Source organism: Brevundimonas aurantiaca (assembly GCF_904830995.1).
Taxonomy (GTDB): domain Bacteria; phylum Pseudomonadota; class Alphaproteobacteria; order Caulobacterales; family Caulobacteraceae; genus Brevundimonas; species Brevundimonas aurantiaca.
In genome coordinates this window covers 201,282-219,274 of sequence record NZ_CAJGVD010000001.1, presented here as the reverse complement: position 1 = coordinate 219,274, position 17,993 = coordinate 201,282, and the positions used below count along the sequence as shown (strand labels likewise).

At 67.4% G+C, this 17,993-nt stretch carries 20 protein-coding genes; 15 read left to right on the top strand and 5 right to left on the bottom strand.

The annotated features are described in order from the left end of the window. The first annotated feature begins 24 nt into the window (after window positions 1-24). The 3 genes from efp (at window position 25) to JMT67_RS01065 (ending at window position 2,840) form a co-directional block, all read left to right on the top strand. Complete coding sequence (gene efp / locus JMT67_RS01075; RefSeq protein WP_054765432.1) at window positions 25-591, top strand: elongation factor P; 567 nt, start codon at window positions 25-27, stop codon at window positions 589-591. Between the two features lie 210 nt (window positions 592-801). After that, window positions 802-1,608 carry an inositol monophosphatase family protein gene (locus JMT67_RS01070; protein WP_183215891.1) on the top strand — a complete coding sequence of 269 codons (807 nt, stop codon included), beginning with the start codon at window positions 802-804 and terminating at the stop codon, window positions 1,606-1,608. 182 nt (window positions 1,609-1,790) lie between these two features. Beyond that, window positions 1,791-2,840: a glycerophosphodiester phosphodiesterase gene (locus JMT67_RS01065; protein ID WP_201462475.1), complete on the top strand. Its 1,050-nt coding sequence runs from the start codon at window positions 1,791-1,793 to the stop codon at window positions 2,838-2,840. Between the two features lie 11 nt (window positions 2,841-2,851). Here the strand turns inward: JMT67_RS01065 and JMT67_RS01060 are convergent, their stop codons facing one another. Beyond that, complete coding sequence (locus JMT67_RS01060) at window positions 2,852-4,735, bottom strand: ABC transporter transmembrane domain-containing protein (RefSeq protein ID WP_407645709.1); 1,884 nt, start codon at window positions 4,733-4,735, stop codon at window positions 2,852-2,854. A gap of 138 nt (window positions 4,736-4,873) precedes the next feature. Here JMT67_RS01060 and rpmE point away from each other — a divergent pair, with 138 nt between their 5' ends. Together rpmE and JMT67_RS01050 are read left to right on the top strand one after the other, a co-directional pair. Then, window positions 4,874-5,098 carry a 50S ribosomal protein L31 gene (rpmE, locus tag JMT67_RS01055; RefSeq protein WP_054765428.1) on the top strand — a complete coding sequence of 75 codons (225 nt, stop codon included), beginning with the start codon at window positions 4,874-4,876 and terminating at the stop codon, window positions 5,096-5,098. Between the two features lie 167 nt (window positions 5,099-5,265). Then, window positions 5,266-6,828 carry a L,D-transpeptidase family protein gene (locus JMT67_RS01050; RefSeq protein WP_201462474.1) on the top strand — a complete coding sequence of 521 codons (1,563 nt, stop codon included), beginning with the start codon at window positions 5,266-5,268 and terminating at the stop codon, window positions 6,826-6,828. Window positions 6,829-6,846: 18 nt separating this feature from the next. On the opposite strand, the gene rcdA is transcribed toward JMT67_RS01050, so the two are convergent. Further along, window positions 6,847-7,362: a protease adaptor protein RcdA gene (gene rcdA / locus JMT67_RS01045; protein WP_233455748.1), complete on the bottom strand. Its 516-nt coding sequence runs from the start codon at window positions 7,360-7,362 to the stop codon at window positions 6,847-6,849. Between the two features lie 104 nt (window positions 7,363-7,466). Continuing rightward, complete coding sequence (locus tag JMT67_RS01040; protein WP_054765426.1) at window positions 7,467-7,670, bottom strand: DUF1192 domain-containing protein; 204 nt, start codon at window positions 7,668-7,670, stop codon at window positions 7,467-7,469. Window positions 7,671-7,759: 89 nt separating this feature from the next. On the opposite strand from JMT67_RS01040, the gene JMT67_RS01035 reads away from it, so the two are divergent. Beyond that, window positions 7,760-8,731, top strand: a complete 972-nt coding sequence (locus tag JMT67_RS01035) for an NAD(P)H-quinone oxidoreductase (protein ID WP_201462472.1) — start codon at window positions 7,760-7,762, stop codon at window positions 8,729-8,731. Window positions 8,732-8,737: 6 nt separating this feature from the next. Here the strand turns inward: JMT67_RS01035 and JMT67_RS01030 are convergent, their stop codons facing one another. Further along, window positions 8,738-9,370: a beta/gamma crystallin-related protein gene (locus JMT67_RS01030; RefSeq protein ID WP_201462471.1), complete on the bottom strand. Its 633-nt coding sequence runs from the start codon at window positions 9,368-9,370 to the stop codon at window positions 8,738-8,740. Between the two features lie 221 nt (window positions 9,371-9,591). On the opposite strand from JMT67_RS01030, the gene JMT67_RS01025 reads away from it, so the two are divergent. Continuing rightward, window positions 9,592-10,260: a DUF1013 domain-containing protein gene (locus JMT67_RS01025; protein ID WP_201462470.1), complete on the top strand. Its 669-nt coding sequence runs from the start codon at window positions 9,592-9,594 to the stop codon at window positions 10,258-10,260. Between the two features lie 167 nt (window positions 10,261-10,427). Here the strand turns inward: JMT67_RS01025 and JMT67_RS01020 are convergent, their stop codons facing one another. Beyond that, a complete protein-coding gene (locus JMT67_RS01020; protein WP_054765422.1) occupies window positions 10,428-10,601 on the bottom strand; it encodes a YdcH family protein in 174 nt (57 codons plus the stop codon). 115 nt (window positions 10,602-10,716) lie between these two features. Between JMT67_RS01020 and JMT67_RS01015 the strand changes: the two genes are divergently transcribed. The 8 genes from JMT67_RS01015 to JMT67_RS00980 all read left to right on the top strand — a co-directional run bounded on the left by JMT67_RS01015 (window position 10,717) and on the right by JMT67_RS00980 (window position 17,902). Continuing rightward, window positions 10,717-11,316, top strand: a complete 600-nt coding sequence (locus tag JMT67_RS01015) for a UbiX family flavin prenyltransferase (protein ID WP_201462469.1) — start codon at window positions 10,717-10,719, stop codon at window positions 11,314-11,316. Then, window positions 11,313-11,810, top strand: coding sequence for a TIGR02444 family protein (locus JMT67_RS01010; protein ID WP_201462468.1), 498 nt, complete (start codon window positions 11,313-11,315; stop codon window positions 11,808-11,810). Before JMT67_RS01015 ends, JMT67_RS01010 begins: the two co-directional genes overlap by 4 nt. Before the next feature lie 48 nt (window positions 11,811-11,858). Then, entirely contained in the window at window positions 11,859-12,083 is a 225-nt protein-coding gene (locus JMT67_RS01005) for a YdcH family protein (RefSeq protein WP_054765420.1), read from the top strand. Window positions 12,084-12,150: 67 nt separating this feature from the next. Then, window positions 12,151-12,771, top strand: a complete 621-nt coding sequence (locus JMT67_RS01000) for an SAM-dependent methyltransferase (RefSeq protein WP_201462467.1) — start codon at window positions 12,151-12,153, stop codon at window positions 12,769-12,771. 157 nt (window positions 12,772-12,928) lie between these two features. Next, window positions 12,929-13,561, top strand: coding sequence for a M23 family metallopeptidase (locus tag JMT67_RS16155; RefSeq protein ID WP_201462466.1), 633 nt, complete (start codon window positions 12,929-12,931; stop codon window positions 13,559-13,561). Window positions 13,562-13,631: 70 nt separating this feature from the next. Beyond that, complete coding sequence (locus tag JMT67_RS00990; protein ID WP_183215908.1) at window positions 13,632-15,518, top strand: CocE/NonD family hydrolase; 1,887 nt, start codon at window positions 13,632-13,634, stop codon at window positions 15,516-15,518. Between the two features lie 75 nt (window positions 15,519-15,593). Next, on the top strand, window positions 15,594-16,544 hold the full coding sequence (locus JMT67_RS00985) for an ABC transporter ATP-binding protein (protein ID WP_054765416.1): 951 nt from the start codon (window positions 15,594-15,596) through the stop codon (window positions 16,542-16,544). Then, entirely contained in the window at window positions 16,541-17,902 is a 1,362-nt protein-coding gene (locus JMT67_RS00980; protein WP_182713923.1) for an ABC transporter permease, read from the top strand. Before JMT67_RS00985 ends, JMT67_RS00980 begins: the two co-directional genes overlap by 4 nt. Window positions 17,903-17,993: the final 91 nt, after the last annotated feature.

The window sequence follows — 17,993 nt, the reverse complement described above, 5'->3', positions numbered from 1 at the left end:
CAACTCCATTCCCGATGTGACCCCATGAAGATCAACGGCAACGCCATCAAGCCCGGCATGGTCCTGCAACACAACGGCGGCCTGTGGGTCGTCACCAAGGCCAGCCACGTCAAGCCCGGCAAGGGCGGCGCCTTCGCCAACGTCGAAGCCAAGAACCTCGAGACCGGCAATAAGCTGAACGAACGCTTCCGCTCGGAAGACAAGGTCGAGCGCGTGACCCTGGAACAGAAGGACTTCTCCTATCTGTTCGACAACGGCGACAGCCTGGTCTTCATGGATGACGCCACCTATGAGCAGATCGAGTTGCAGAAGGACTGGGTCGGCGACGAGCGCATCCCCTATCTGCAAGAGGGCATGAAGGTCGTCATCGAGATGCACGAAGAGCGTCCGATCGGCCTGGAACTGCCCGATCAGGTCGTGCTGGAAGTCGCCGAGACCGAGCCGACCGTGAAGGGTCAGACGGCCTCGTCCTCCTACAAGCCCGCGATCGCCTCGAACGGCGTGCGGATCATGATCCCGCCCTATATGTCGGCCGGCGAGAAGATCGTCGTCGACACGACCAGCGGCGAATACGTCCGCCGCGCGGACTGAACTCCGACAGGTGCTGGTGAATAGTGCTGGTGAGCAGAGGGGCCGGCGGGGCAAGGCGCTCCGCACGACTTCCGCTCACCTTCTGCTCACCAGCACTATTCACCAGCACTATTCACCAGCACTTCCCGACGCCTTCCGCGTCCCCCTTGAACTTCTCCGCATCTCCGGCCTAAGCGGCTTTAGAGGACATGCGGACCAGGAGATTCCACAATGGCCCTCGCCTCCGCCCTGCTTCAGGTCATGACCGACGCGGTCCGCAAGACCGCCCGTCCTATGCTTCGCGACTTCGGCGAGGTGTCCCAGTTGCAAGTGTCGCGCAAGGGGCCGGGCGACTTCGTCACCGCCGCCGACCTGAAGGCTGAAGAGACCCTGTTCGAACTGCTGACCAAGGCCCGCCCCGGCTATGGCTTCCTGGGCGAGGAACGGGGCATGGTCGAGGGGACCGACAAGTCCCACACCTGGATCGTCGATCCGATCGACGGCACGACCAACTTCATGCACGCCCTGCCCCATTTCGCCATAACGGTGGGCCTGGAGCGGCGCGCCCCGGACGGGTCCAGCGAGATCGTCGCCGGGGTGACCTACAATCCCGTCATGAACGAGCTGTTCTGGGCCGAGAAGGGCAAGGGCTGCTATCTGAACGATCAGCGGATCCGCGTCTCCGGGCGTCGCGACCTGTCGGAAAGCCTGATCGCCACCGGCCTGCCCTTCATCGGCAAGTCGGGTCACGCCCAGGCGATCAAGGACATCCACGCCGTGGGCCAGCGCGTCGCCGGCATCCGACGTCTGGGTTCGGCGGCCCTGGACTTCGCCTGGGTCGCCGCCGGCCGATATGACGCCTACTATGAGCGCAACCTGAAGCCCTGGGACGTGGCGGCGGGCATACTGTTCGTCACCGAGGCCGGGGGCCGGGTTACGACCATCGACAACGACGGCGATCCCAAGACGGGCGCGTCGATCCTGGCGTCGAACACCGAGCTTCATCCGCAACTGCGCAAGGTGTTGCAGGCGTCCTGAGGCTCGCTTCTGTCTCTTCCCCGCTTGCGGGGAAGTGGCGCGGCGCTTCTTCAGCGCCGTAACGAAGGGGCTCTTGCCGCATCACCAGCGGCCGGTAGGCGTCAAGAACCCCTCCACCGCTTCGCGGTCCCCCTCCCCAGGACATTCATATCCTTGTCGCGCGGCGCCCCTATCCAGGGGGCATGATCCGCGCCATCGTCACCGCCCTCGCCCTCCTTGTCGGAACGCCGGCCATGGCCCAGCCGCTGATCATCGCCCATCGCGGCGCCTCGGGCGAACGCCCCGAGCATACGCGGGCGGCCTATGAACTGGCGATCCAGCAGGGCGCGGACGTGATCGAGCCGGATCTGGTGCTATCCAAGGACGGGGTCTTCATCGACCGGCACGAGAACGAGATCAGCGGAACGACCGATGTCGCCGAACGGCCGGAGTTTGCGGATCGCAAGACCACCAAGACCATCGACGGGACCGAGGTCACGGGCTGGTTCACCGAGGACTTCACCCTGGCCGAGCTGAAGACGCTGCGGGCCAAGGAACGGCTGCCCGCCTTTCGGCCCGGCAGCGCCGCCTATGATGGGCGCGAGCCGATCCTGACCTTCGACGAGGTGGTCGCCATTGCGCGCGAGGCCTCGGCCCGGACGGGCCGGACCATAGCGGTGGCGCCCGAGTTGAAACACCCGACCTATTTCGCCGGCGTCGGCCTGCCGATGGAGGACGCTTTTGTGGCCGAGCTGAGACGACTGGACCTGACCGGCGCCGACGTCCCAATCATCGTCCAGTGTTTCGAGGTCGGGCCGCTGGAGCGACTGTCGAGGCGGATCGGCGCGCCCCTGGCCCAGTTGATCGCGTCCGAGGGCGGGCCCGTGGATCGGCCGGACCTGACCTATGCCCAGATGATCACGCCGGAAGGGCTGAAGGCCATGGCCGCCTATGCCGATTGGGCGGCGCCGGACATGACCCTGGTCCTGCCGAGAGACGCGGACGGGCGGACGACCGGACCGAGCGCCCTGGTCGCCGACGCCCACGCCGCAGGGTTGAAGGTGGTGATCTGGACCCTGAGGGCCGAGAACGCCTTCCTGCCCGCCGAGCGGCGCCGGGGCGAAGGCTTTGCGGACCACGGCGACATGGCCGGCTACGCCGCCGCCTTCTCCGAGGCAGGGGTGGACGCCGTCTTCACAGACTTTCCGGCCCTGGCGCGATCAGGACGCTCCGCGAATCCTTCGTCCAACTAAGGGTCTTCGGCTCAATCCGCCCGGAACTGAAGCTCGGCCAAGCGGGCGTAGAGCCCCCCCTGTGCGACCAGCTGGGCGTGGGTCCCCTCCTCCACCACACGGCCGTCGTCCATGACGACGATGCGGTCGGCGCGCAGGACGGTGGCGAGGCGGTGGGCGATGACCAGGGTGGTGCGCTCGGTCATGGCCTGATCCAGGGCCGCCTGGACCAGCCGTTCGCTTTCGGCGTCGAGGGCGCTCGTCGCCTCGTCCAGCAGCAGGATGGGGGCGTCGCGGACCAGGGCGCGGGCGATGGCCAGACGCTGGCGCTGACCGCCCGACAGGCTCTTGCCGCGTTCGCCCAGTGGGGTGTCGAAGCCTTCCGGCAAGGCGTCGATAAAGCCCAGGGCCTGAGCCTTTTCAGCGACGGCGCGGGCCTCTTCCAGGGTGGCGGTCTCGCGGCCGAAGCGAATGTTCTCCAAGGCCGAGCCTGAAAACAGCGGCGTTTCCTGCGACACCCAGGCGAAGCGATTGCGAACCTCGACCGGATCGGCCTGGCGCACGTCCACCCCGTCGACCGAGACCAGACCGGTCTGCGGATCATAGAAGCGCAGCAGCAGGCGGAAGACGGTGGACTTGCCCGCGCCGGAGGGACCGACCAGAGCCACGGTCTCGCCGGGACGGACGGTCAGGCTGAACCCCTTCAGGGCCGGCAGATCGGGTCGGCCGGGATAGGCGAAATCGACGGCCGACATGGAGAGCTCGCCGCGCGGCGGGGTGGGCAGGGCGACGGGCCGGGCCGGGGCGGCGATGTCGGGCGTGGCCCGCATCAGTTCCTCGATCCGCTCCATGGCGCCGGCGGCCTTCTGCACATCGCCCCAGCTTTCGCCGAGCGCGCCCACGGCCCCGGCGGCGAAGACCGACAGGAGGACGAATTGAAGAAGGGCGCCGGGCGTCATCTGACCGGCCACCACATCGCGCGCGCCCAGCCACAGGACCAGGGTCACGCCGCCGAACATGACGACGATGATCAGGGCCGTCATCCAGGCCCGCGCCCGCATCCGCTTCAGAGAGGCGTCGAAGGCGTCTTCCACCGCCGCGCCGAAGCGGGCGATGGCGCTGTGTTCGCGCCCGAAGGCCTGGACCGTCTCGACGGCGTCCACGCTTTCACCGGCAAAGCCGACGGCGCCGGCGAACCGGTCCTGGGAGGCGACGGTCAACTTGCGGACCCGGCGGCCGAAAATGAAGATCGGCCCCAGCAGGAACGGCACGATCAACAGGACCAGGCCGGTCAGTTTCGGACTGACGAAGAACAGCAGCACGACCCCGCCGATCAGGGTCAGGAAGTTCCGCAGCGCATAGGAGACCGAGGTCGTCATCAGGGTCTCGACCAGGGCGATGTCGGTCGTCAGGCGCGACAGCACCTCGCCGGTCCGCATATGGGCGTAGAAGGAAGGGTCCAGCGTCAGGATGCGGCCGAACAGCCCCTTTCGGAGGTCGGCGATGACCCGCTCGCCCGTCCGTGTGACGTAGAAATAGCGGGCGGCGGTCGCGAGACCCAGGAACAGGGCGTTGGCCCCCAGCAGCAGGAACCAAAGGTTCAGGCGCGCGCCGCCGTCTTCAAATCCGTGGTCGATGGCCCCTCGGGCCAGGGCCGTCAGCCCCAGGGAGGCGGTGGTGGACAAGAGCAGCCAGAACACCGCCATGAGGGCGTGGCCCTTGTGCCGAAGCGCATAGGGAATCAGCCGCGCCAGGGGTCGGATGTCCCGGCGTTTCGCGCGCTTCTCGCCCGCTTCCGACATCTGTTCGGCCAGGACGGCGCCGGCGCTGGGCCGACCGTCCAGGCTGGCCGCGCCGGCGGCGCGCCCCGCAGGAAGACTGGCGGAGCGGGCGGAGGCGGCGGATTGATCAGTCATTGCGACCGCCTCTTGCCCCGGAACGCCCCCCGGTGTAAACGCCGCCCCTCATTCCCGCCGGATTTTCTGGCGGGTTTCTCATTTCATGCGCAGCGACGGTCGGCATCGTCATCGCGCCCAGAGACCGGACGACGACCCATGAAGGCGGACACCCACCCCGACTACCACTTCATCACCGTGGTGATGACCGACGGCACGACCTATCAGACCCGTTCGACCTACGGGAAGGAAGGCGACAAGCTGGCCCTCGACATCGACCCGACGACGCACCCGGCCTGGACCGGCGGCAACGCCCAGCTGATGGACCGCGGCGGCCGCGTGTCGCGCTTCAACAACAAGTTCGCCGGCTTCATCAAGAAGTAAGCGCGTCCTTGCTGCGACACATCGCGGCAATCAGGCCACGAAAAGCGCCGGTCGCATGACCGGCGCTTTTTGTTTGCCTGGAACGTCGATAACATGGACGGCGTTCAAATCAGCAAGAACAAGGGCGTCGGTTCACGGGGATCGGGCCATCGAGAAGCGGACGGGTTATGAATAGACGGGAACTGGGTTTGGGCGTCGCAACGGCGACGATCGCCCTCGCCTCCGCTGCGCGGGCGCAACAGGTTTCCATCCAGCGCCCTGCGGCGGCCACCGCCTTCTACAACAGTTTCAACGATCAGATTTCGCGCCTGCCGGAAACCCAGCAACCGGACGTTCGCGCCTTTTATGAGATGAACGGCTGGCGGCCGGTATGGACCGGCGAGCGGATGCGCGCCCTGAACGCCGTCGCCGCCCGGGCCGAGCGTCACGGCCTGTCGGCGGGCGACTATTTCGACTTCGTGGGCCTGGCCGCCGATCCCGCCTCGGCCGATCTGCGCACGACGGCGGCGGCCCTGGCCTATGGCCGCGTCCTGGCCGAGGGCAAGGTGAGGCCCGAGACGGTCGAGGATCTGTGGGAAATGCAGAAGAACCGCGTGGACCTGCCGCGCGGCCTCAGCGACGCCTTGGCCCGCAACATCCTGCTGGACTGGTTCGAGGGTCTGGCGCCGACCGACATCGGCTATCAGAACCTGTCGGCCGGCTATGTGCGCTATCGCCGACTGGCCGCCGGCGGCGGCTGGCCCGCCTTCCCGGCCGGCCCGACGATCGAACCCAACATGAGCGACCGCCGCATCCCCGCCCTGATCGACCGGCTGACGGCCGAGGGTGATCTGACGGCGGCGCAGGGCGCGCGGCTGAAGGCCCAGGGCCTGACTTACGGCGCCGAGCTGCAACAGGCGGTCCAGGGCTTCCAGACGCGGCACGGCCTGGACGCCGACGGCCGCATCGGAACGGGCACCCAGCGCTCTCTCTCAGCTTCGGCCGAGGATCGGGCGCGTCAGATCGCCCTGAACCTGGAACGCCGCCGCTGGCTGAAGCGCGACGTTGCGCCCGAGCGGATCGAGGTCAACACCGCCGCCGCCATCATGGTCTATTGGAAGGATGCAAAGCCGGTGCATTCCAACCGCGTGGTGGTCGGCTCCGCCGAGAACCAGACGCCCAGCCTGGAGAAACCCTTCGCCTCGGTGGTCGCCAATCCGCCCTGGTATGTGCCGGCCGGCATCGCACGGCGCGAAATCCTGCCCAAGGGTCCCGGCTATCTGGCGGCCAACGACATGTATGTGGCCAACGGAACGGTGATCCAGCGCGCCGGGCCGAAGTCGGCCCTGGGCTATGTGAAGTTCGAGCTGCGCGACAGCTACGCCATCTTCCTGCACGACACCCCGTCCAAGGCCGCCTTCAACCTTTCCATGCGTCAGCGCAGCCATGGCTGCGTGCGGGTGCAGAACGCCGTGGAATTCGCCCGGCTGCTGCTGTCGCCCGATCCCGCCAAGCTGGCGGAGTTCGACACGGCCCAGCAGACGCGTGAGACCACTCGGGTGACCACCGGGCGCGAAATCACGGTGCGGCTGCTGTACTGGACCGCCTTCGTGGACGGTCAGGGGCGGGTCGCCTTCCGCGAGGACGTCTATGGCCGCGACGGCAAGCTGGCCCAGGCGCTGGGGATCGCCGTCAGCCTGCCTCGACCGATCGACGACGGGCGTCGCGACGCTGACGACGTCGGGCCGTAAGGTCGGGCTTTAGAGGCGTCAGCCCTTGAAGGCGGCTTCCAGCAGGCCCAGCTGGCTGAGGACCGGATTCTGCGGCTGTTTCTCAGGCGCCTCCAGATACATGCGGCGGTCGAGATAGAGGGCGCGGTCGAACAGTTTTTCCGACCGGACCAGATATTCGACCAGGGCGATCGGCAGTTCCGCGTGGCTGGGCTGGCTCTCGATCTTGCGGTCGTTCAGACGATAGCGCGGCTCGCAGGCGGTCTCGGCCGTCATGTCGTTCTCGCGTACGGCCCGCTGCACCAGAAGCCAGGAGGCGATCTGCATCAGGCGCGTGGTCAGCTTCATGCTTTCGGCCGCATAGGCCAGGGCGGCCGAGCGGGACAGCATCTTGGAATCGCGACGTCCCTCTCCGTCCAGATAGGCCGCCGTCTCCTCCACCAGTTCCATGCCTTCGCGGAAGGTGCGGTCGAACAGTTCGGAACGGGTGAAATCCTGCACCTTGCGAGCGCGTTCGGCCCGGGCGGCCATGTCTTGATCGTCGCTCAGGGTCATGGGGGACATCATCATGAAGGTTAGGCTTGTTCCGACTTGGGGCCACAAACGGCCTGGGCCGAAGGGTTTGCAACCGTCATGCCACGGATTTGAGACGCGGGCGATCAGGGTCTAAAACTGAACAGGGCGTCGGCGGCGCTTTTCTTGGCCTGTTTCTTCTCGATCGCTGTCTGGGCGCGAGTGATTTCGGCCGTCAGGGCGCCGATCCGCTCCTGCAGATCTTCAATCGAATAGGAGTCCAGATCCTCGCGCTCAAGAGTGGTCAGGGCCTCTCCACGCCGCGGGCGAGGCTCGAAATCGTCGAACATGGTCGTCGCCTTTCTGCGCCTGTATGGCCGAAGTCGGCCGGAACCCCTATCTGAACGCGCGGACTGCGACGAATGCAAGCGGAGGCGACATGCGGCTTATCCAGATCGAGGGCGGTTCGGGTCCGGCTGAGGCGCTGAAGATCGCCGAACAGGCTGATCCGACGCCCGGCCCCGGCGAGGTGGTGATCCAGGTGCGCGCGGCCGGAATCAACCGGCCCGACCTGCTGCAGCGGCGGGGCGGCTATCCGCCCCCGCCCGGCGCCTCGCCTATCCTGGGACTGGAGGTCGCGGGCGAAATCGCGGCCCTGGGCGAAGGGGTAAGCCAGTGGCGCCGGGGCGACCGGGTCTGCGCCCTGCTGGGCGGCGGAGGCTATGCCGAACAGGCGGTGGTGGACGCCCGCCACGTTCTGCCGATCCCGGAGGGCCTGTCCTTCGTTCAGGCGGCCGCCCTGCCCGAGACCGTCTTCACCGTCTTCGCCAATGTGTTCGAGGCGGGCGGGCTGAAGGCGGGCCAGACGCTGCTGATCCACGGGGCGACGAGCGGGATCGGGGTGACGGCGATCCAAATGGCCAAGGCGGCGGGCGCTGCGGTGATCGCCACCTCGCGCGGGGCGGACAAGGCGAAGGCGGCCCAGGCTTTGGGCGCCGATGTCAGCCTGGACGCCCGATCCGACGACCTGGCGGCCGCAATCGCCGAAGCGGGCGGCGTCGACGTGCTGCTGGACATGGTGGGCCGCGACTACGCCGAACTGAACCTGAAGGCGTTGAAGCCCGGCGGTCGCTGGGTGGTCATCGCATCCCTGTCCGGATCGGTGGTCGAAATCGACCTGATGCGGATCATGCTGAAGCGGCTGGTCCTGACGGGATCGACCCTTCGGAGCCGATCGGCCGATGAGAAGGCCCGGCTGACCGCCGCCGTTAAGGCGACGGTCTGGCCCTGGGTCGCCTCCGGCGCGGTGCGACCGCCGGTGCAGGCTGTCTATCCGTTGGACAAGGCCGCCGAGGCGCATGGCGCGCTGGAGGCCGGCGATCACATCGGCAAGTTCGTGCTGACGCCTTGACCGCCCTCAGCGATCCCAACGCCCCCCGCCCCGCACCGGCCGCATCGAGGAGATGCGGTCGTTGAAGCCGTCGCTCAGGAAGCGGACGTCGCCTTCGACGATGCGGCAGCGCCCCCGGAACTCGGCGTCGGTGCAGACCTCCCATCGGCCGCGAACGCGCATGGAGCTGATCCGGTCGTTGAAGGGGGTGCGGCCCAGGTTGCGGTCCTCATCGACGAACTCGCGCGAGGCGCCGCGGAAGTTGGCGTTTTCATAGACGGTGATGGAGGTCCGGCCCCATCCTCCGTTCCAGCCGCCGCCCGAGCCGCCGCCCCAACCCCCGCCATTGTCTTCGCCGTTCCATCCGCCGTTCCCACCGGGATAGTCGGGACGACGATCTTCATAGTCCCCCCGCTCGCGGCCGCAGACCAGAAGGCCGTCCATATTGGCGATCTCTGCGTCTCCGCACCGGGCCAGTTCGATCGAGGTGCCGCGAATGCGGCCCCGCATGTCGCGGCAGTCGGCGTAGAGCCGTCCGCGGTGGGTGTAGGCCTCGGTGCAGGACCGGCTGTAGCTGCCGCGCGGGGCGACCCGCTGGGCGGTGATGTCCTGGCCGGAAGCCAGGGCGGCGGCCATGGCGGCGCCGAGCAGAATGGACATGGTGGTTCTCCTCTCCCAAAGGCGAAAGCCTCGATTACCGCGCAGGTTGCCGCCCCCCGGATGAACCGTGGCTGTACGAGAATGTCGGGCGACGTTTTCTTTTCAGGCGAATAGGCCTATATCGAAACCATAAGCGCCCGGTCGAAAGGCCGGGCGCCGTCGTATCCAACGCTGGCCGAACCCCCATTCGGCGGCCCCCACCCTACCGGGACGAACGCCCCATGAGCGACATTCTGATGCCCAAGGCCACTGCGGTCTGGCTGGTCGACAACACCTCCCTCAGCTTCGAGCAGATCGCCGACTTCTGCGGTCTGCATCCGCTGGAAGTCCGCGGCATCGCCGACGGCGACGTGGCCCGCGACATCCGCGGCGTCGATCCCGTCACCGGCGGCCAACTGACTCGCGAAGAGCTGGACAAGGCTCAGGCCGACGAAAACTATCGCATGAAGGCGATCGTCAGCCGCCACGCCGAACTGCTGAAGTCGGCCAAGCCTGCGCCGAAATACACCCCTGTGTCGCGTCGTCAGGATCGGCCGGACGCCATCGCCTGGTTCGTGCGCAACCACCCGGAAGTGACCGACGCCCAGATCGCCAAACTGCTGGGCACGACCAAGTCCACGATCGAGAGCGTGCGCAACCGCACCCACTGGAACAGCGCCAACATCAAGCCGGTCGATCCGGTGACCCTGGGCCTGGTCGGTCAGCTGGCCCTGGACGAGATCGTCAAGAAGGCCGCCGACAAGAAGGCCAAGGACGATCTGAAGAACGGCGGCGGCACCATCCTGCCCGTGGCCGAAGAGGTCGAGGAAGAGCCGGAATTCGTCCCCGAAGCCCGCCAGCGTCCCGGCGCCGAGCCGACGGCGGAATCGGTGTTCGGCACGAAGGAGTGATCCGTCCGTCGCCCTCGGGCTTGACCCGAGGGCCTGGCGCTGTGCGCTGAGGTCTTCGCACCAGCGGCGGATCATCCGATCGTCGGGTCAAGCCTGAGGATGACGGGAATAAAAACGGCCCCGGAGAGCGCTCTCCGGGGCCGTCGTCGTCTGGGCGTGCGCAATCCTCAGTGGGCGCGCTGCTCCAGGATGGTGATCTCTTCCTTCAAGCGAAGCTTCTTCTGCTTCAATTCCTTGACCTGCAGCGTGTCCACGGACGGATGGTTGAGTTCTCGCTGGATCGTCTGATCCAGCATGCGATGCCGATTACCCAGTTCGCGAATACGAGCCTCGATGGTCATGGCTTGCGCCTCCGTTGGTTAGGGACCAGTAGAGTGAGCGCCCGGTTCGGCAGGCTGTGGAATCACATTCCAGTGACTGCTTTTCGTCCGGGCACGACGGAGGCTGGCCCCAAAAATGGTCGATGATGTGAACGGAGCCATACGGACTGCTCCTTATCGGATGGTGGTGGGAATTTCAGGGGCGTCCGGCGCGATCTACGGAGCGCGGACGCTGGACGCGCTGAAGGATTTAGGCGTCGAGACCCATCTGGTGGTGACCAAGGCCGCCCTGCTCACATTGTCGCAGGAGACCGATCTGTCGCCCGACGACCTGACCGCCAAGGCCTCGGTCGTTCACAAACTGGCCGACGTCGGGGCGACCATCGCCTCGGGCTCCTTCAAGACCTTGGGCATGATCGTGGCCCCCTGCTCCATCAAGACGATGAGCGAGATCGCCACGGGCGTGACCTCCTCGCTTCTGACCCGCGCCGCCGACGTGACGTTGAAGGAACGGCGGCCGCTGGTGCTGATGGTGCGTGAGACGCCCTTCCATCTGGGCCATCTGCGGACGATGACGGCCCTGGCCGAAATGGGCGCGACCATCGCCCCGCCCCTGCCCGCCCTCTATGCGCGGCCGGAATCGATCCTGGAGATGGTGGACCAGTCGGTGGGGCGGACCCTGGATCTGTTCGGGCTGGACTGGAGCGCCGTGCGGCGCTGGGACGGGCTGAAGTGACCGCCGTCGAAACGCGCAGCCTGTGGGACTGGGCCGTCGCCGCCTATGGGCGACCCGGCGTCAGCGAGGCCTGCCTGGCCTTGCAGGACAGCCACGACCAGAATGTTCCCCTGCTGCTGTGGTCGGCCTGGGCCGCTGCGGCCGGCCATGAACCCGACGCCGAGACGATCGAGGCGGCCTGCGACATCGCCCGCGCCTGGGACGGGGTGGTGGTCGCGCCGCTGCGCGCCGTTCGCCGCACCCTGAAGGCGCCCGTCCCCGACATCGAGGACGCGCCGCGCCTGGCGGTCCGCGAGAAGATCAAGGGGCTGGAGCTGGAGGCGGAACGCCATCTGCTCGCCGCCTTGGAAGCCCTGATCCACGAAGCGGACGACCACGCGCCCCGCGCGTCGCCGCGCCCTGCCCTGGAAGCCCTGGTCGCTACGGCGCGGCTCTGGGCGCCGGTGACGCCTCGCCCGGCCTTGCAGCGGCTGGCCGAAACCCTTTCCGCCTGAAGGTCGTCCGACTATGTTGGCTCTACCGACTGCAAGATGGACTGCACGATGAACGACGATGTGCCGGACATCACCGAAGAAGAGGCGGCGCTTCACGCCCGCGTCAAATTGCTGCGCCAGGAGCATGCCGACCTCTCGGCCTCGATCGACGCCCTGTCCGAGGCGGCTGTTCCAGACCAGCTGCTGATCGCCCGGCTGAAGCGCAAGAAGCTGGCGCTGAAGGACGAGATCGTCAAAATCGAGGATCAGATCCTGCCGGACATCATCGCCTGAGGTCCAGCGGCTTGGGTTGCGTCGAATGGTCGCAAATGATAGCCATTCGCAGAAACGGAGGCCGATCATGGCGACCTTGAGTGACGGCTGGGACGCTCGCTATGCGGCGACCGCAGACTATGTTTTCGGCACGGCGCCCAGCCAGTTCGTGGTGACGCACGCCGACCGGCTGAAGCCCCGCAGTCGGATTCTGACGCCCGCCGACGGCGAAGGCAGGAACGCCGTCTATCTGGCTCGACTGGGCCACCAGGTGACCGCCACCGACATTTCGCCCGCCGCGCAGGACAAGGCGAGACGCCTGGCCGCGCGGGAGGGGGTCGAGGTCGATTTCCAGATTCAGGACCTTGAGGGCTGGACCTGGCCGGAAGCGGCCTATGACGCCGTGGCGGCGGTCTTCATCCAATTCGCGCCACCCGACTTCCGTGCGGCGATCTTTGAGGGCATGAAGCGGTCGGTGAAGCCGGGCGGCCTGATCCTGTTGCACGGCTATACGCCGCGCCAGCTGGACTACGGCACCGGGGGTCCATCCCAGGTCGAACAGCTCTACACCCCTGAACTGCTGGAAGCGGCGTTCGGCGATTTCGCGATCGAGCATTTGCACGCCTATGAGGCTGATCTGGACGAAGGCGCCGGCCACAGGGGCCGTTCGGCCCTGATCGACCTGGTCGCTCGACGCCCGCTGGATTAGGCCCAGCCCCATCCCGGCCCGATCAGGGTCCAAAAGTCGCCCCAGCCTAGGAGCATAAGCGCCGCTTCCAGGAGCATGACGGTTTCGAACGCGCCCGCGCGTGTCGCTCCATGCTCCGGCTCAATCCAGAGCCTGTCCAAGCTGGAGACGCCGCCGAATGCGACGCCTGCTGACCGACGCGCCCCTGGCGCGTTGCAAAAGCCTATTGATCCACGGCGGCCAGACCGCCGCCTTTGCGACCGTGGCCCTGTTGGCCGCCGCCGCCGCCCCCGGCGTGACGCGCGAAGCGGCGCCGACAGCTGCGGCCGAGCCCGTGGCCCCGCCGGTGAAGGCTCAGGTCGAAAAGGCCGGTCCGGTGATGCGGGAGATCGGGTTTTCCGCCCCCGTGCGCGGCTATGCGATTAACTCCCCCTTCGGCCTGCGCAAGCTGGCGATCGAGGCCCGCGCCCGCGCGCACAAGGGCGTGGACATCGCCGCGCCCAAGGGAACGTCGGTCTTCACCGCTGCAGAGGGCCGGATCGTCCGCACCGGCTATGAGGCCGGGGGCTACGGCGCCTTTATCGAGGTGCGCCATCCGAACGGCCTCAGCACCCTTTACGGCCACCTCAGCCGCATTGATGTGGCCAGCGGCGATCTGGTGACGAGCGGACAGCGAATCGGCCTGGTCGGCTCGACCGGCTATTCGACAGGCCCCCATCTGCATTTCGAAGTGCGCCGCAGCGGCGCCCAGGTGAACCCGGCCAAGATCGTGGGCCGCCATTTCAAGGTGGCGGTCAAGGCGAAGGACTGATCCCGGCGAAAGATTGCCGCGCCCTTCTTTGCAGCCTAACCTTCTGCAAGCTTTTTGGAGGGGCATCATCATGAACAGAATCGTCGCCGCCGTCGTCGCGGCCGTACTGGCGGCTACGCCCGCCGCGGTCGCCGCCCAGGACTATGGCCGGTACAGCGATGCGGCCGCCCAGACCGAACTGTCCCGCATCGCCGATGTGCAGATGGCGGTCATGATGCCGATGCGCGACGGAGTCGGACTGGCCACCAACATCTATCGGCCCAAGAACGCCCAGGGACCCCTGCCGACCGTCTTCATCCGCACTCCCTATAATGAGCTGGCCTATAACCCCCGCACCACCCGCAGCGCCCTGACCTGGGTCAGCCGCGGCTATGCCTTGGTCATCCAGAACGAGCGGGGGCGCTATTTCTCGGGCGGGGACTATCAGATCCTGGGCTATCCCCAGACCGACGGCTATGACGCCCTGAGCTGGATCGCAGCCCAGCCCTGGTCGAACGGCAAGGTCGGCACCCTGGGCTGCTCGTCCTCGGCCGAATGGCAGCTGGCGCTGGCGGCCCAGAACCATCCCGCCCATGCGGCCATGGTCCCCCAGGCGTCGGGCGCCGGAATCGGCAAGGTCGGGCGGTTCCAGGAACAGGGCAACTGGTACACCGGCGGCGTGCCGCGCAATCTTTTCTTCGTCTGGCTGTACGGTGTCGACAATCCGCTTCGCGCCCAGATCCCGGCGGAGACGGACCAGGAGACCCGCGCCCGCATCGTCCGCTACAACGACTTGGACGCCAAGAAGCCCGAGGTGAACTGGCCCAGCCAGATCCGCCATCTGCCGGTCAACGAGATGCTGAAGGACCTGGGCGAGCCCCCCGCGACCTTCGAGGAACTGATCGCCCGCACGCCCGCCGATCCGGCCTGGCGCGAGGGCGGCCTCTATCACGACGACATGGGCTGGGGCGTGCCGGCCCTGTGGTTCAACAGCTGGTACGACGTCTCCATCGGGCCGAACATGGAGCTGTTCAATCACGCTCGCTCGACCACCCAGGACCGCGAGGCGGCCGAGAACCAGTATGTGGTGGTGGGGCCGAACACTCACTGCGCCTTCGCCGGGCTGAAGGCCGGTTTCCGCTCGGGCGATCGCGACCTGGGCGACGCCAGTTTCGACGCGGACGGCCTGGTCCTGGCCTGGTTCGACCGTTGGCTGAAGGGCGAGCGCCGCGCCTTCCCCGACAGCACGCCGCACGTCCAATATTTCAACATGGGCCAGAACGAATGGCGCACCGCCGCCCAGTGGCCGCCGGCCGGCGTCCAGACCGTGCGGATGTATCTGCGATCCGGCGGGGCGGCCAACAGTCTGAACGGCGACGGCCGGCTGAGCCCCGAGGCGCCGCCGGCGGGCGAACAGGCCGACCGCTATCGCTATGATCCGATGAACCCGGTCCAGACCATCGGCGGCGGCGACTGCTGCAACGGCGGGCTGGTCACGGCCGGCGCCTTTGACCAGCGTCAGATCGAGGCGCGCGACGACGTGCTGGTCTATACCTCGGACCCGCTGACCGAGCCGATGCAGGTGACGGGCTTCGTCGATGCGGTGCTGAAGGTGTCGTCATCGGCGCCCGACACCGACTTCGCGGTCAAGCTGGTGGATGTGGCGCCGGACGGGACGGCCTATATCCTGGGCGACACCATCATGCGGGCCCGCTATCGCACCGGCTACGACCGGCCCACGCCCCTGACGCCCGGCCAGATCGCGACGGTGCAGCCCACGCCGATCACCATCAGCAACACCTTCCAGCCGGGCCACCGCATCCGGGTCGAGGTGACCAGCTCCAACTTCCCGAAATTCGTCCGCAATCTGAACACCGGCGGGCCGAACGAAAGCGAGACCCAGGGCCGGGTCGCCGACAACGCCCTGCATCACGCCGGAGACGACGCCTCCTACATCGACCTGCCCGTCCTGAAATAGGGCGACGGGGCGGAAGCGGCTGGCCTGAACCGCTTCCGCCTTGCTAGGCTGGCTGCAATCATAAGGGGAGACGGAATGACGGCTGCGTTGACGCTGGAAAGCGTGAGCAAGCGGTACGGCGGTTTCGACGCCGTGCGCGACCTGAGCTTCGAAGTGCCCAAGGGCTCGATCTGCGGCTTTCTGGGGCCGAACGGGGCGGGCAAGACCTCAACCCTGCGGATGATCCTGGGGCTGCAACCGGCGACCTCGGGCCGGATCGACATCCTGGGCGCGCCGGACGGGCGGCTGGTCCGCGACCGGATCGGCTTCCTGCCTGAGGAGCGCGGTCTCTACAAGAAGATGACCCCGGTGGAGGCCATCGCCTTCTTCGGCGCCCTGAAGGGCCTCCCCTCCCACGAAGGCAAGAAGCGCGCGAGGCAGTTGCTGGAGCAGCAGGGCCTGGGCGCGGCGCAGAAGAAGAAGATGAAGGAGTTGTCCAAGGGGATGGCTCAGAAGGTTCAGTTGATCGCCGCCGTGGTGCACCGGCCCGAGTTCGTCATCCTGGACGAGCCCTTCTCAGGCCTCGATCCGATGAACCAGCAGGGGCTGGAGGAGATGATCCGCGGCCTGGCGGCGGACGGGGCGACGGTCCTGTTCTCGACCCATGTGATGCAGCATGCCGAACGGCTGTGCGACAAGGTGGTGCTGCTGGCCAAGGGGCGTAAGGCGTTCGAAGGCACGGTCGAGGAGGCCAAGGCCACCTCCCCCCGCGTCCTGGACCTGGAAGGCGCCATCTCGCCCGAGGCGGCCGGCGCCCTGCCCGGCGTGGCGGGGGTCGAGACCCTGTCCGATCAGGACGGGGTGCGCCGACTGAAGATCGTGCTGGCGGCCGGCGCGGGGGGCCAAGACACGCTGAAGGCCGCCTTCCTGAGCGGGCTGGACGTCCGGGGCTTCGCCCTGAAGGAACCGACCCTGCATGACGCCTTCATCGGCCTGACCGGCGACAATCCCGATCAACCCGCCGTCCGCGCGGAGGCGGTCCAATGAAACGCACCCTGCTGATCGCCCGCCGCGAATATGTCGCCTACGCCAAGACCGTGGGCTTTTGGCTGTCGCTTCTGGCCTTTCCGATGTTCGCCGTCCTGGGCGGGGGCATCCCCCTGCTGATCCGCTCGGCGGAACCGATCAAGGTAGTGACGGTGATCGAGGACGGTCCGGCGGCGACCGGCCTGGCCGCCGAGGTGCGCGCCGCCCTTCAGGAAGAGAAGGACCGTCTGGCGGAGCGGGTGCAGGAAGCAGCCCAGAAGGGCCAGGCCGCGGCCGGCCGCGCCGCCGCCTCCATCAGCGGTCCGAAGATGCGGCTGATCGACGCCCCGCCCGCCCTCACCGTCGCGGCGCCCGGCGCCGCACGTGAGGCGGCCTTGCGCGAGGTGCTGGACAAGGATGCGTCCAAGGACCGGCGCGTGGACGCCGTGGTCTTCTTGAGCCGCGTCGACGGCAAGCCCCAGGCCCAGGTCTGGACCGCGCGGGCCATGGACAATGACGTCGCCGACTTCGTCCGCAACGCCCTGCGGACCGGCTATCGCGACCAGGCCCTGACCGCTGCAGGCGTCGCCCCGTCCCTGGTCGAGCAGATCGAATCCTTCAAGCCCGAGGTGAAGGCCTTTTCGCCCAACGCCGCCAGCGGGGGCGAGGTGTCGATGCGTGATCGAATTCCGGCCTTCATCGGCCTGGGCGCCGGCTTCCTGCTCTGGTCGCTGGTGATCACCGGCGCCTCCATCCTGCTGAACAGCGTGATGGAGGAGAAGTCGAACAAGATTCTGGAGGTGCTGCTGTCCTCGGCCTCCGCCTCGGAAATCCTGACGGGCAAGGTTCTGGGGGTGGCGATGCTGACCTTGACGGTGCTGGCGGTCTGGGCGGGAATCGGAACCTCGGTGCTGACGTCGGCCTCGCCCGATACGGCGGCGACGATCGGCCAGGTGCTGTTGGACGGCGGCCTGGTCTTCTATTTCATCGCCTATATGGTCGGCGGCTATCTGATGTACGCCGTGCTGTTCGCGGCCATCGGCGCCTTCTGCGAGACGCCGCGCGACGCCCAGACCCTGATGGGGCCGATCATGATGATCCTGGTCGTGCCGATCCTGGTCATGCAGATGGCCCTGACCAGCCCTGATGCGCCGGTGGTGAAGGTCCTGTCGTGGATACCCTTCTTCACCCCCTTCCTGATGAGCGCGCGGGCGCCCAGCGATCCGCCCCTGATCGAGGTCGTTCTGACCTTGATCGGCATGTTCGCCACCGCCGCCCTGATGGTCTGGATCGCTGGCCGCGCCTTCCGCGCCGGCGCCCTGTCAGACGTGAAGCTGAGCTGGAAGACGTTCGGACGGGCGGTGACGGGACGGGGATGAGGCGCCGCCTCCTCTCCGCCTCGCACCACGGAGGCGACAAGAAAAAGGCCGCTTCCCGAGGGAAGCGGCCTTTGATCTTTCGGCCTACGCC